Annotated in this window: 11 protein-coding genes; 3 read left to right on the top strand and 8 right to left on the bottom strand. The window is 67.3% G+C overall.

The genetic code is table 11. The features are described from left to right. Positions 1–50 precede the first annotated feature (50 nt). Positions 51–920: an NAD(P)H-binding protein gene (locus tag ACWZHB_RS28935; RefSeq protein ID WP_427904919.1), complete on the bottom strand. Its 870-nt coding sequence runs from the start codon at positions 918–920 to the stop codon at positions 51–53. A gap of 85 nt (positions 921–1,005) precedes the next feature. Between ACWZHB_RS28935 and ACWZHB_RS28930 the strand changes: the two genes are divergently transcribed. Further along, positions 1,006–1,797, top strand: coding sequence for a helix-turn-helix domain-containing protein (locus tag ACWZHB_RS28930; RefSeq protein WP_427904918.1), 792 nt, complete (start codon positions 1,006–1,008; stop codon positions 1,795–1,797). A 1-nt stretch (position 1,798) separates the two neighbouring features. On the opposite strand, the gene ACWZHB_RS28925 is transcribed toward ACWZHB_RS28930, so the two are convergent. Further along, positions 1,799–2,560 (bottom strand): lysophospholipid acyltransferase family protein, encoded by a 762-nt coding sequence (locus ACWZHB_RS28925; protein WP_427909339.1) that lies wholly within the window; start codon positions 2,558–2,560, stop codon positions 1,799–1,801. 199 nt (positions 2,561–2,759) lie between these two features. Between ACWZHB_RS28925 and ACWZHB_RS28920 the strand changes: the two genes are divergently transcribed. Both ACWZHB_RS28920 and ACWZHB_RS28915 read left to right on the top strand, forming a co-directional pair. After that, the gene (locus ACWZHB_RS28920) at positions 2,760–3,650 is read left to right on the top strand and encodes a hypothetical protein (RefSeq protein WP_427904917.1); all 891 of its coding nucleotides are present in this window, start codon (positions 2,760–2,762) and stop codon (positions 3,648–3,650) included. A gap of 102 nt (positions 3,651–3,752) precedes the next feature. Next, entirely contained in the window at positions 3,753–5,288 is a 1,536-nt protein-coding gene (locus tag ACWZHB_RS28915; protein ID WP_427904916.1) for a Rieske 2Fe-2S domain-containing protein, read from the top strand. Positions 5,289–5,351: 63 nt separating this feature from the next. On the opposite strand, the gene ACWZHB_RS28910 is transcribed toward ACWZHB_RS28915, so the two are convergent. The 6 genes from ACWZHB_RS28910 to ACWZHB_RS28885 all read right to left on the bottom strand — a co-directional run bounded on the left by ACWZHB_RS28910 (position 5,352) and on the right by ACWZHB_RS28885 (position 14,415). Then, positions 5,352–6,401: a Gfo/Idh/MocA family protein gene (locus ACWZHB_RS28910; protein ID WP_427904915.1), complete on the bottom strand. Its 1,050-nt coding sequence runs from the start codon at positions 6,399–6,401 to the stop codon at positions 5,352–5,354. Between the two features lie 96 nt (positions 6,402–6,497). After that, the gene (locus ACWZHB_RS28905) at positions 6,498–7,445 is read right to left on the bottom strand and encodes a DMT family transporter (protein WP_427904914.1); all 948 of its coding nucleotides are present in this window, start codon (positions 7,443–7,445) and stop codon (positions 6,498–6,500) included. A gap of 49 nt (positions 7,446–7,494) precedes the next feature. After that, complete coding sequence (locus ACWZHB_RS28900; protein ID WP_427904913.1) at positions 7,495–9,393, bottom strand: protein kinase domain-containing protein; 1,899 nt, start codon at positions 9,391–9,393, stop codon at positions 7,495–7,497. Next, positions 9,390–11,255 carry a serine/threonine-protein kinase gene (locus tag ACWZHB_RS28895; protein ID WP_427904912.1) on the bottom strand — a complete coding sequence of 622 codons (1,866 nt, stop codon included), beginning with the start codon at positions 11,253–11,255 and terminating at the stop codon, positions 9,390–9,392. Before ACWZHB_RS28895 ends, ACWZHB_RS28900 begins: the two co-directional genes overlap by 4 nt. A 5-nt stretch (positions 11,256–11,260) precedes the next feature. Next, positions 11,261–12,442: a DUF7373 family lipoprotein gene (locus ACWZHB_RS28890; protein WP_427904911.1), complete on the bottom strand. Its 1,182-nt coding sequence runs from the start codon at positions 12,440–12,442 to the stop codon at positions 11,261–11,263. 83 nt (positions 12,443–12,525) lie between these two features. Continuing rightward, positions 12,526–14,415, bottom strand: a complete 1,890-nt coding sequence (locus ACWZHB_RS28885; RefSeq protein ID WP_427904910.1) for a serine/threonine-protein kinase — start codon at positions 14,413–14,415, stop codon at positions 12,526–12,528. Positions 14,416–14,443: the final 28 nt, after the last annotated feature.

Below are 14,443 nucleotides of genomic sequence, written 5' to 3'. Positions count from 1 at the left end.
CGCCACGCGCCGGACCCACCCCGCCGACCGGTCATGCGGTCGAGCCCCGGTCAGGCGGGCAGCGCGCCGACGGGGCCGAAGGCGTCGCGATGGTCGGCGGCCCAGGTGGCGTAGCCGCGGGGTGGGCGGCCGAGGACGCGGGCGATGTCGTCGGTGATCAGCTCGTTGTGACCGCCGCGGATGAAGGCCTGACCGATCAGTGAGCCCTCGACGAAGGCGGGCGGCAGGCCCGCGGCGACTATGAAGGCGCGGGCGTCGGCTTCGGCGATATCGGTGACAGCGATCGGGCGGCCGAGGATCTCGGCGAGGACGGCCGCCTGGTCACGGCTGGTTTGGAGCTCGGGGCCGGTCAGCGTGAAGGTGTGACCGTGGTGGTCGCTCGAGCGCAGCGCCACCGCGGCGACCGCCGAGACATCGCGCGGATCGACCACGGCCTGCTTGCCGTCGCCGGTGAGGTTCGGGACAGGGTGACCGTTACCGAGCGGCTCGATCCAGCTGAAGGTGTTCGACGCGAAAGTGTTGGGGCGCAGGATCGTCCACTCCAGGCCGGAGTCGCGGACGGCCTGTTCACCGGGCACGTGCCAGGAACCCGGCACGCCGAGAAGTGGGTCGCCGGTGCCGACGGCGGACAGCTTCACCACCCGCCGCACGCCGGCCGCACGCGCCGCGGCGACCAATTCGGCATCGGTGCCGGTGCCGTCGGGGCCGGGTATCCCGACGAGGAACGCGGCCTCGACATCCGTCATGGCGGGCGCGAAGGTCGCCGGGTCGCGGTAGTCGACCCGAACCACCTCGACCCCGGCGGGGAACTCGGCCCGCTCCGGGTGGCGGGTCGCGGCCCGGACGGCGACGCCCTCGGCTACCAGTTGTCGAACGATGTCGCTTCCGATGGTGCCTGTCGCACCGGTGATCAGGATCATGTGCTGAGCCTGGCCGCTGGGCTGCCTGCGAAGATAGGAGAAATCGGCACGGACATCCCGGCCCGCGACGCCTACTGTCGAGTGGGTGCGGTATCTGACCTCGGCGCAGATCGAGACCCTGGTGACGACACCGGATTCGTTGCGCCCCTGGCTCACCGAACTCACCAGCACGCCCGTGTTCGACGACCTCGCTCAGCCGTTCGCGCATCCACCCGTCGCGACGACCACGGTCGTGCTGCGCACGGAGAAGTCCGGTCGCGGTGACGCCTTCGTGGTCGGCGCGCAGACGAAGGCGTCGTACTCGAGGCCGGCGGAACCGGCCGGATGCGTGCGGCTGCGGCTGGAACCGGGCGTGACCCGGCAGCTGCTCGGCGTCACCGCGGGCGAACTCACCGACCGGGTCGTTCGCCTCGACGAATTACCCGGCCCCCTCGGCAGTTTCGCGACAGAACTGACGAGCCTGCCAACCGGCATGGCGATCGCCCACCTGGAAGAGCTGCTGCCGCACAATGTCTCGGAGTCGGAGACCGCTCGGGCGCACCGGATCGTGCTGCGCGAGGCGATCTCGGCGCTCACCGCCGACAACGCGCCCGCGCTCCCCGAGCTCACCGCGCGCCTCGCTGTCAGCGAGCGCCAGCTTCGCAATCTGTTCGCCGACGGAATAGGCCTGTCCCCCAAGCACTTCGCCCGCATCCAGCGCCTGCGCCGCGTGCTCGCCTATGCGGGCGACACCCCGTGGTCGCACCTCGCGGCGAGCACCGGCTACTACGACCAGTCCCACCTCACCGCCGACTTCCGCACCCTCATGGGCGTGCCGCCCGCCGCCTACCTTCGCGGCAAGCTCCCGGCACCGACCCGCTGCCGGATCCCGCGCTGAATCAGCTCTCGGTCTCCTGCGTTTTCTCGGCCTTACGGGCGAAACGTTCGGCCGCTTCGGCTTCGTCGAGCGCGGTTGCCTCCTCCAGGGACGGGGCACTGCCACCGAGCCGTTTCGGGACCCAGTACGCGCCGGGCTCGTGTTCGTAGGATTTTTGCAGGTCGGCGAGCATTTCCTGCATGGTGGAGCGGAGCTGCGCGGTGAGGTCGGCGACGGGCTCGTAGGGCTGGATGGGGGTGCCGACGGCGATCGAGATGGGGGTGTTGGTGCGGCCGAGGCGCTTGGGGAAGCCCTTGGTCCAGACGCGCTGGGCGCCCCAGATGGTGATCGGGATGATCGGGACACCGGCTTCCAGCGCCATCCGGGCGGCGCCGGACTTGAATTCCTTGATCTCGAAGCTGCGGCTGATCGTGGCCTCGGGGTACACGCCGACGAGTTCGCCGTCGCGCAGGTATTTCACCGCTGATTTGTACGAGTCGGCGCCCGCGGTGCGGTCGACCGGGATGTGCTTGAGACCGCGCATGATCGGGCCGGAGATGTTGTTGTCGAACACCTCCTGCTTGGCCATGAACCTGATGTAGCGACGAGGGGTGCGCACCGGCAGTCCCGCGTAGGTGAAGTCCATGTAGCCGGTGTGGTTGACCGCCAGCACGGCGCCACCGGTGGCGGGGATGTTCTCCGCCCCCTTGACGGTGAACTTCAGACCTTCGAGGAAGAACAGGGTTCGGGCCACGCCGATGATCGAGAAGTAGAGGGGTTCCACAATTACGCAAGCGTAGTCGTAGATCTCCTCGTCGGCAGGGGTGCATTCGGTGGGGGCGGTCACCGTAGAATCGCGGCGTTCACCCGCGCAGCCAATCCGCTTCGCGCACACCGGTCTACACCCGGCGAGTCCGCTCGCCCCGACAGTCACCGCCCGCATCGCACGCGGGGCCACGACCTAGGAATTGAGGAACGTCGAAGTGGAACGCGCTCAGTTGCCCCCGATCACCACTACTCGCCGCGCCTACGCGCTGGTCGCCGGACTCGCCGTCGCGGCCCTCGTCACCGGGTGTGACTCGGTGTCGGGTATCCCGGGCGATCCGGTCGAGGCAACCACTACCGCGTCGACCACGGCGGCCGCGCCGTCGACCACGGCGACCCAGGCCATCGCCCCCGGCGAACCGGCGCCGAACAGCCCACTGCCCGCCGACGCACCGCAGGTCGGCGCGGTCGCCGGCCATGCCGACGCCGTCACCGCCGTTCGCCGCTGGGCCGCCGACCTGCAGACCGGCACGGTGAAAGAACTCCAGGACAAGTGCTGGACCATCCCGCCTGCCACCGTCGCCGAGATGTACGCCGACCCGCAGTCGGTACTGGCCGCCCTCACCGCACCGGGCACCGCGACCGCCGACACCGTGACCTGGCGTAACCGAACCGTGACCGTCACCGTCGACCGCGAATCCGTCGCGTCCGGTTACGCGTGTGGACGGGTGTCCGCGGCGGGTGTCGAGCCCGGTTACGACGACGCCGATGCGCGCCATACGGTGCGTCGATACCTCGCCCGCGCCACCGGCAAACCCCTCGACGCGGCAGACATCGAAGCAGACCATCCACTGACCTGCAAGGCCTCGCCCGCCACCTGGGACCCGGAGGGCACCGGCAACCCTGTAGCAGCCCCCTTGACAGGCGACTCGGGCAAAGTAGGCAATGTCACCTCCTACGCCGAAGACGAGCTACGATCCGAGCAGGTTCGTGGCGACTACCTGGCAGTTCACGTCCCCGTGACCACCTCTGCGGGGGGCACGCGGACGCGCACTTTCACGGTTGTCGCGACCGCTGAGGGCTATTGCATCGGTGACGTAACGATTTAGCCACTACCCTGGTTGGCTGGTACGCCGAAGCAGTCAGGGGGCCCTTTGGCGGTCACTCGCCATTGATCCGGCGAATCAGATCCTGGTAGGAGGAAACAGCTCGTGCAGATCACCAGCGTCGGACATGCCGGCTTCCACATCCGAACCGAGGCCGGCACGATCCTGTGCGATCCCTGGGTGAACCCCGCGTACTTCGCGTCGTGGTTCCCGTTCCCGGACAACTCCCAGCTCGACTGGGAGTCCCTCGGCGATGTCGACTACCTCTACGTCTCGCACCTGCACCGCGATCACTTCGACGCCGCGCACCTGGCGAAGTACGTGAACAAGGACGCGACCGTCCTGCTGCCCGACTACCCGGTGCTCGACCTGCGCCGTGAGCTCGAGGCGCTGGGCTTCACCAAGTTCTTCGAGTCCGAGGACTCGGTCAAGCACACGATCACCGGGCCAAAGGGTTCGTTCGACTTCATGATCGTGGCGCTGCGCGCGCCCGCCGACGGCCCGATCGGTGACTCCGGCATTCTCGTCTCCGACGGTGGGACCACCTGTTTCAACATGAACGACGCCCGGCCGGTGGACATGGACGTCATCCACGACGCGTTCGGCGATATCGACATCCACCTGCTGCAGTACTCGGGCGCGATCTGGTACCCGGCGGTGTACGACATCCCGGCGCGGACCAAGGCCAACTTCGGCAAGCAGAAGCGTCAGCGTGGCATGGATCGCGCGCGCTCCTACATCGAGCAGGTCGGCGCGACCTGGGTGGTGCCCTCGGCCGGTCCGCCGGTGTTCCTCGACGCCGAGCTGCGCTACCTCAACGACGATCGCGGCGACGAAGGCAACATCTTCCCTGATCAGATCGTGTTCCTCGAGCAGATGAACATCCACGGCAACGAGGGCGGGATCCTGATGATCCCCGGCTCGGTCGCCGATGTGCGCGGCAAGGAGCTCGACCTCGCGCACCCGTTCGACCCGGATCGCATCTACGGCGACAAGGCCGCCTACATCGCGGAGATGGCGCAGCGTTTCGCGCCGGTGCTGGCCGCGGAGAAGGCGACGTGGGAGACCGGCGAGGGTTCGCTGCTCGAGCCGCTGCGTGAGCTGTTCGAACCGATCATGAAGCAGAGCGCGCTGATCAGCGACGGCATCGGCTACCCCGTCGGCCTGGTGATCGGCGAGGAGACCATCGTCCTGGACTTCCCGCACCGCACCGTGCGCGCACCACTCGAAGGCGAAGGCCGCTACCGCTACGGCTTCCGCATCGCCCCGGAGCTGGTGCGCACCGTGCTGCGCGACAACGAGCCCGACTGGGTGAACACGATCTTCCTGTCCACCCGCTTCCAGGCGTGGCGCATCGGCGGCTACAACGAATTCCTCTACACCTTCTTCAAGTGCCTCACCGACGAGCGGATCGCCTACGCCGACGGCTGGTTCTCCGAGGCGCACGACGACTCCGCCGTCACCGAACTCGACGGCTGGGAAGTCCAGCGCCGCTGCCCCCACCTCAAGGCCGATCTCTCCAAATTCGGTGTGGTGGAAGGCAACAACCTCACCTGCAACCTGCACGGCTGGCAGTGGGACCTGGAATCGGGCCGCTGCAAGACCTCCAAGGGCCACGAGCTGCGCTCCCGCAAGCTCTGAACCAGAACATCGCACCGGGGCAGTAGTCGACCGGGCCGAACGTGCAACGGGCGGTGCCGGTCGTCAGGAAGTGAGATCCGCGGGTTCTGCTACGTGGCGGGCGTATTCGAGGATGCGCAGGGTTTCCACGGCGTCGCGGGGGTCGACGGGGACCGGGGCTCCGTCGAGGAGGGCGGCGGCCATTCCGGCGTAGAAGGCAGGGTAGTCGCCGGGGAGGGTGGGGATCGTGCGGAGGTCCTCGCCTGCGCCGAAGGTGCCCCATTTGTCGGGTGAGACTGTGCCCCATGGCTTTCCGTCGCCGGGGCGGCGGCCCGCGCGTAGTTCGTCTTCCTGGGGGTCGAGGCCGGAGACGGTGTAGCCGTTGGTGGCGCCGAGGACGCGCAGCCGCGGACCCAGTTGCGGCGCGACAGCACTCATCCACAGTTGGGACCGGGTGCCGTTGGCGTGGGTGAGGGCGATGAAGGCGTCGTCGTCGGCTTTGACCTCGGGGCGGCGGCGGTCGAGTTCGGCGTAGACCTCGGTGACCGGGCCGAACAGGGTCAGCGCCTGGTCCACGAGGTGACTGCCGAGATCGAACAGAATGCCCGCGCCGTCCTCGGCATCGCCGACTTCGCGCCAACCACCCTTCGGGACCGGCCGCCACCGCTCGAACCTGGACTCGAACCGGCGGACCTCGCCCAGCTCACCGGCCTCCATCAGCGCACGCACGGTCAGAAAGTCGTTGTCCCAGCGTCGATTCTGGAAAACACTCAGCGGGAGGTCGGCCCGCGCGGCCGCCTCGACCACTTCCTCGGCATCGGCTGCCGTCACCGCGAACGGCTTGTCGACCACCACGGGCAACCCGGCGGCCAGCGCCTGCAATGCCAGCGGCGCGTGCGAGCGATTGGGTGTCGCGATCACCGCGAGATCGACATCCTCGTCCTCGACGAACATCTCCTGCGCGGACGCCCACACCCGCACCCCGGGATGCTCGGCTCGCGCCTGCGCGGCCCGCTCCTCGGATGACGTCACCACGGCGGCGACCCGCATCCGCGGATCAGCGGCGATGAGCGGCGCGTGGAACACCGACCCGGCCAGGCCGTATCCGACTACCGCAACTGCGAGTTCGTCCATGGCTGGCCTCCCGCGTAACCGAGCTCGTCCGATGCGATTCACAGCGTACCGGCAGCCGAATCAGCCGGGCGGGTCCATGGACGCGCTGCGCGAGATCTAATGCCCGGACCGGCTCGCCACAACCACCGCACAGAGCACGATCACACAGCTGAACACCGCAGTGGCCGAGAGCCTTCCGTCCACGGTATCGAGCAGCACGGCGGCGACCAGTTGGCCCGCGACCGAGGTGAGGCCGAGCAGGAGAACGCCGGTCATACCGACCGTGACGGCGGCCAGGGCGATGAAAGCTACGCCGATCAGGCCGCCGGTGTAGAGCCAGAGGTCGGTGGGAAATTCGGTGGGGAGCCCGGTGGTGGACAGGGTGTAGAGGTCGAGCAGGAGCAGGGCGGTCAGGCCTACGGCGAAGTTGATCAGGGTGGCGGTGAAGGGGCCACCGGTGGCGCCTACCCGGCCGTTGACCGCTTGTTGCCAGGCCAGGCCGATGCCCGCGAGGGCGGGCAGGACGATGAGTAGCGCATCGGGCACCCCGGTTGTCACGGTGGTCGGTGCTGAACTGCCGCCGGCCGAGAGGACGACCCCGGTGATGCCGAGGGCGGCGGCGCCGATACGCAAGGCAGTGATCGGGGTTCGGCCGTTCGGGGCGAGGCCGAGGCGATCGACCATGAGGCTGCTGAGAAGTTGGCCCGCCACCACCGCGACGGTGAAAGCGGTGACGCCGATCGCGGCGATGGTGAGGCCCTGCGCGGCGACGAAGAACGCGCCGCACAAGCCGCCGAGCAATTGCCACGCCGGCAACCTGCCCTCCGACATCGCGGTGCGCACCTTGGTGACACCCGCTCGAAGCGCTGAGCTGAAGGCGAAGGCGATCAGCAGTGCGATGAGTCCCGTACCGAAACTGATGGTCGCCGCCGCGATCCCATCCGCCAACCGCGCCCCGAGCGCGCCGTTGATCCGCCCCTGCACCGCGACACCCGCTCCGATGCAGAACCCGAATACCAGCCCGAGACCACGACGCCCGATCGCCCGCTCCTCACCCCGATCCATGTCCCGCATGCCGATACGAGCATGCCAGCTACCGCGGCCCGGTTGTGTGTCACGCCTCGGGCAGTCGCCGCACCGCCTTCACAATCAGCGATTCCACTGTCCGGCAGATCGAGTCACGGTCGACATGTGGGCCCTGGATCACCAGCTCCATTGCTTCATAGGTCTTTTCGTCGATCGTTCGGTGTCGATAGATCCGCGAACACCCCAGCGCGGAACCAGACGATTCCTTTCCAGTGAGCAGCGTCAGGCCGTCGACCGTGACCGAACCCACCGGCACGAAGGACGTCCGCACCACTTGCAATGTCACCCGCGCACTGCCGTACCACTCGCAGATGTGCATGTCTTCCGGGGTGGACGGTTCCGGGGTCAATCGAGGGACCGCCGCCGACGTCTCGGCACGGTCCAAGATCGCGCACGGGTCGACCGACGCGAGCGAGATCGCGGCGTCCGGCCTGCGCGGTGCGGTATGGAGAGTCCGAGCGAGCTGCGCGACCACGTGATCCGCGACGGCGCACCCTTGCTTCTCGGCGAGCCCGATGTCGAACTCGATCAGAATTCCGGTTCTGCCGCCGCTGTCGGAACTCGCGATGGCACGCCGACAGTATTCGGCATCTCCTTCGCGCACCGTGATTCCCTCGATCAGCTTGTGGTTGGGTGGAACCTCGGTCAGGGCGACCCCGAGGCTCAGCCGAATTCCGTCGCCGTAGACCTGTTGTTGCTCATCCGCGTAGCAACTCCAGTTCTTCTGGACCTCGAACCGCCACGATTCGGTGCGACTCGGCCCTTCTCGCCATGCGACGCTGTCGCCCAGCGCCGACCGCAGCCAGGCACAGGAATCGACTTGGCGCAGCTGCGCCGCCGAGAGGGCGGTCGGTTGCGCCGCGCCGACCGGGTCGGCCGTCCTCGACAACCACAATGTTGCCGACACGACCACGGCGGTGACGATCGCCACCGCGACCACCCGACGAGTCCGTACCGAGGAACCACCGACTCGACCGCGCAGGCTCGCCCACCGATCGCGACCGAACCCGGCCACCGCTTCGAACACGGAACCGGCCTGAGCCGAACTCACGGGTTCGGCGAACGCGGGGGCGGCAGCTGCGAGCAATGCGGCCGCCGCCCGTTCGGCCCGGTCGATCTCGTCCACGATGGCCGACGGCCAGGCCTGGCGGCGCGCGCCGACGTAAGCGATGATCTGCGCGGGCGAGGGCCGGGCGCGCGGGTCTCTGCGCAGACACGCGGCGATCAGTTCGCGCAGTGGTTCGGGGACCGCGGACAGATCGGGGTCGCGTTGCGCGATATTGAACAGCGTGTACGGGATCGACGGGGCCGCGAACGGCGCGACACCGCCCGCGGCGTAAGCGAGCACCGATCCGAGCGAGAAGATGTCCGACGCGGCAGTCAGCGCACCGTGCACGGACTGTTCGGGCGACAGATAGTCCGGCGGTGCCAGCAGGGTGGTGGGATCGCCTGCGAGGACATCGATTCCGGCCAGCTCGATGCCGTCCTCGGTCAGCCCCACGGTGTCGGGTCGCACCCGCTGATGAACGAGCCCGGCCGCGTGCACCCCTCGCAGCGCGAAGGCGAGTGCCGCCGCCAGCGCACGCACGGCTTCGACCGGGAGCGGTCCGAATTCTCCGACCGCACGATCCAGTCGTACAGACGGCACGAATGTGCGTGCCAACCAAGGCAATTCATCGTCGGCGTCGACGTCGAGCACGGTCGCGTTGCCCTGACCGCTGACGCGCATCGCCGCCACGGCGCCGTGCCGCAGCCGCGGCCGCAGCTCGGGCAACTCGAGCAAGCGCGGCAACGACTGCTCGACCACCCGCAGCGAATCGTCCGGCGCGGCGGCCAGCAGCAGCCGGAAGTTCGGCTGCGGATCGAGCGGGCCGAGCACTCGGTAGCGGCCCAACTGGGTCGGATCGGTCGGCGACGGCTCGGTCATGGTTTCGGCAACTTCGCGAGGATGGGGGTTAGGAGAGTTCGTAGACGGTCACAGCCGCCGGTAGCTGTTTTGTCGTAAGGGATGTAAGTGCCGCGGACCATCTCGGCCAGTTCGTCACGTGTCGGCCGGATCGTGAGCGTGTACTCGCACCAACCGTCACGGTCGGAGATGGTGCCTGCCCAGCCGTCGAGGGTGGTCAGCTCGCGGAAGCTGGTGAACGGCGTCGTGTTGTCATTTCGAGTATCTTCGCGGAAGTCGAGATGGAATTCTCCGTTGGCTCCGGTGACCCAGCAACTACTGCTTCCGGTGGGGTATTTCTTCGCGGGATCACCGACAATCCGGAGGTTCAGGTCATGGTCCATGATCCGGCAGGCGTTCAACAGCTGAATGGATCCGTCAGCGACCTTTCGCAATGGCGGGTTGATCGAGAGTCGGCGGATGACCGCCGCCAGCGCGCGCTCCGCCAGCGGACAACTGTCGGTAAGGCCCGACGCCTGCATGTTCAGCGGCATCCGCAGCCCGATCTGCGTCTCGACGAAGCGGTCGCACGACGCGCCCTCCCTACGGTTTCCTTGGACCGGCAGCCACGCGATCGTGCTCCCCATCGGTGACGCGGTGTCGTACGCCCAGCCGTACCCGATGGACAGTTCGAGACTCAGCCGCTGTCCGGCGGGATCGGTTATCCCCACCGAGCAATAGCTCTCGTTGATCACTTTCGGGGCCGACCGGTAGGTTCCGAGGTCGCCAAGCACGTCGGGGCCCAACAGCGCGCACATGTCGAGCAGCATCGACTCCCGCTCAGTGAGCGCGAGTGGCGGATCCGCCATCGCCACCGCGTTCCCCCGCACACCGATGCCGACCAGCATCGAACCGATCAATATCGCCACCGACACCATCGCGGCGGCCGCAACGGCCCGAATCCCCCTCGAGCGGTGGTCGCCCTGAGGTTTCCGCGGCGCCTCGGGCGACGGCACGGTACTGCCCGAAGCCCAGGCAATCGCATCCCGCTCGTACTCGGCCACCCGTCGGCGCACTCGCACCGGCCACACCGGCTCGACCTCGAGCTGTTGCGCTGCCGCCAGCAACTCGTCCGGGGTCGGGCGGCCTGCCGGATCCTTGGCCAGACAGGCATCGACGATGCCGCGAATCGGCTGTGGCACCGCGCTGGTATCAGGCTCGACGTAGAGCACGTTGTACAGCGTCTGTGGGGTCGACCCCGCCGCGAACGGACTGACCCCGGTCGCGGCCATCGCGAGGACCGCACCCGCCGAGAACACGTCGGATGCCGGCGTCAGCGTGCGACATTCGGCCTGCTCCGGTGACATGTAGGCCGGTGACCCGATCACCGCGCCGGTGGCGGTCAAGCTGATGTCGTCATCGAGGGCACGCGCGATGCCGAAGTCGATGAGTCGTGGGCCCTCGTTGGTGAGCAACACGTTGCTCGGTTTCAGGTCACGGTGTACCAAACCTGTGCGATGGATCTCGAGCAGAGCCATCGCCAGCCCGATAGCCAGCAGTTTGAGTCCGCTCGGGGTGAGTCGCCCGAAGTCGTTCACCACCTCCTGCAGCGACGGACCAGGGATGTATTCCGAAGCCAGCCAAGGCTTTTCGGTGGTGACGTCATGACCAACGACGCCGGCGGTGTATGCGCCCGTCACTTTGCCGGTGGCGAGGACTTCTCTTTCGAACCTGGCCCGGAACTCCGCGTCGTCGGTCGCATCGGCGTTGACCTGCTTCACCGCGACGAGTCGGCCGTCGGGTGCCTGACCGAGGAACACCCGCCCCATCCCGCCGCTGCCGATCACCGCGAGGATGCGATACCGACCGAGTACCTCGGGGTCTTTCCGATCACGTGGTTGCACGGGCGTCACCGATCCTGAGCGAGGAGCGCGTATTGAGCCGCGGCCAGGTGCCGGACGTCAGCTTCCAAGTAGCTGAGCACGACGACCACATCAACGCCGCGAGAGACAATGCATCTGAACCGGTTCACTCCGACATTGCGCTCGTCCGGTAGTTTCGCCTGCCAACAGGAAATTGTCGGCAGGGAGGCGATACCGGGTATCGCGGCGTAGTCGCCTTCACCTTCCCTGGCCAGTCGGCCTGCTTCCGCTGCCGCGGCCTCGGCACTGGCCGTGCGACGCAGATATTTGTTGTGTGCCACCGCGATCTGCGACACCGAGGCGGCGCGCAGGGACGCCAGGATTGCGGACGGGCGGTCCGACAGCAACGCGAACGCGCGCGGACTATAGACCGCGAAAGTGTCGGCTCCGGTTTGACCATCGAGTTGTGGTTCGCCGGTCTGCACAATTCGGGTGAGCAGCTTGTCCGGGTCGATGCGCAGATTCGGCAGATCCGCCTCGGCGGTCGGCACGAATCCTTCGAGGTCGGCGAGTTGGGTCCGGTAGGCCTTGGTCAAGATGTCGACCAGGAGCTCGGCGCGTGGTTCGAGAACTTGGGCATAAACGCGGACAACCAGGTTCTGCCACGTCAGCCAGCTGCCGACGGTCGGCACCGACGGCCGCCAATGGCTCAGCGCCGCAGGGTAATCCGGAAGGATGATCGGGACGTTGTCGGTGCCCTGCTCGAAGTCCGCGCGGGCCATGTCCGCTGCGGCTGTTCGTGCGACATCCGCACTCGAAAAGGCCAGCAGTGAAATCGAGAGGTGCTTCTCGCCCGCACCGCCCGATTGACCGTTGCCTGCGATCGCGCCGAACGAGGCAAGTACGCCGTGATTGCCCGCTGCATCGCTCTGTGCACCGGAGAGAATGTTCATTCCGGGGACCAGGCCTCGGTGATCGCCCAGCACCCCACCACCACGCGTCCAGGTGAGGTCGGGGTCGATCCGGTCGGCGAAGCTCACCCGCTCACCCAGTCGCAGCGACTCCACCAGGATTCCGCGGCCTCTGCTCGGCCTTGCGTCATAGTCGGCCGCAACAGGGTCCGTCGAGTAACTGCCGTGATCCGGCCGGGTGGGTGCATCACCACACCCGACAAGCACGGTGACCACGATGAGTGACAGCACCACGATGCGGTGCGACCTGAACCGCACGATATTCCCCCTCGAACCAGCCATCGAACCTGACCGTTCGTGTCAAACCTATTGCGAAAGTTAGCATCCCGCGCTGGAGACTGCTACCGCTGCGGCAGCCTGGTTACCAACCCCGCAACGATCGCCTCGCCTGCCGGACACCGACGGACAGCGAGTGAGGAACCGACTACCCGCACAGTGACCGTCTCGTGGCGACTCGCGTCGACTGCGCGGAACCGGTAGGTGCTGGAACAGCCTCTATCATCACGGCCCAGGTTGAAGTCCGCGTTGTAGACCAGTGTGCCTTCGCCGATGTCGACGGCGTTGATGGCCAAAATCGTGCCGGAGTCGAGATCATCCGGCCGACCGACATCCACCCGGACTCGGCCATCCCCGCCCCACGAACAGCTGTGCGCCGTCGGCACACCCGGCCCCGATGAACCAGCAGCCCTGATCTCCTCTTCGGTGACGAGGTCACACGGGTCGATCGACGCCAGCGAGCGTGCGATCGCGGGATCGACAACAAGCGATGGCAACGCCGCGACCAGGCGATCGATGGCGTACTCGGCCAGCGCGCAGTCGACCGCCAGACCGATATCGACACTGATCCCCCACGATGCCTGCTCGCTGCCCGCGACGGCGAACGCACAGTCACGACCGCGTCGGAGAAGATCGAGTTGTCCGACCTCGCGCTGCGTCGACGCGAAGCCCATGAGAGCACCGCCTATCTCGACGATCATCCGACCGGTCCCCGAGCTGCCGTCACACCCCCATGACGATGTCGTCGTCCATCTCCACGAATCGGTTTCGCGGCGAACACCTGTCGCGACCGATTGCGGCAGAGTCGGTCCGAGCGCTTGGCGCAACCACGCACAGGCGTCGACTCCACGCAGTTGCGCCAGTGTGGGCATGACCGCTGCGGGGCCTGCCGCATTCGGTGGTGCGGGTGTGTTGCCGCGCAGCAGTGCCACGGCCGCAGTGGCAGCGACTATCACGATCACCACCGCACAGGCCACGCCGAGCAAGCGTCCGCGGCGGCGTTTCGGCTGGTCGGGCGGCACCAGACGATGTGGCGGTGCGCCCAGAATGATCTGGGTGCGCTCGGGATCGGCCGTCAGCTCCCGCATCCGTGCGGTCTGTGCCGCGATGTCCTGGTGTATCGGCGCGGGCCATGGGTTGCCCTGGATGGCGAGAATGCCCAGGTAGTCCAAGATCTGAGCGGCGGTCGGACGCTCGCGTGGGTCTTTGCGCAGACAGCCTGCGATGAGTTCGCGGAGTTGCTCGGGAACCGGTGCGAGGTCGGGCTCGGTGTGGACGATATTGAACAGGGTGACCGGCGCCGAAGCCGCGGCGAAGGGGCTCATACCGGTCGCCGCCATGTAGAGCAGCGAACCGAGGGAGAAGATATCGCTGGCGGCAGTGATGGCGCCGGCGCCCGCTTGCTCGGGCGACATATACGCCGGAGAACCCAGAACGCTGCCCACCTCGGTGAGTGACTCCTCCGATTCCGTGCCACGAGCGATGCCGAAATCGATCACCCGAGGACCGTCTTTCGCGAGAATGACGTTGGCGGGCTTGAGGTCTCGGTGTATGAGGCCAGTCGTGTGAATCGAATGCAACGCCGAAGCGAGCCCAGAGGCCAGGGTTCGGACGCTCGCGACAGGAAGCGCGCCGTACTGCCCAACCGCGGTATCGAGGGGCACGCCGGCAATGAATACCGAGGCCAGCCAGGGGATTTCGCCCGTGGTGTCGAAATCCACCACGGCGGCGGTGAATGCTCCGGAGACACGCGTCGAGATGGCGACCTCGCGATGAAAACGGGACCGGTAGTCGCCGTCGTCGAGCAGTCTCGAATGGATCTGCTTGATCGCGACGAAGCGACCGTCCGGGCCGAGGCCGAGCAGCACTCGCCCCATTCCGCCCGCACCAAGCAATCCGAGAATTCGATAGCGCGACACCGTATTCGGGTCATCGCTGGATAGCGCTGTGATCACTGTCGTCCAACTCCCCCGATAACGCTCG

The organism is Nocardia sp. FBN12, from assembly GCF_054031145.1.
The sequence above is the reverse complement of the archived record's forward strand: the minus strand, read 5'-3'. Positions and strand labels throughout refer to the sequence as shown.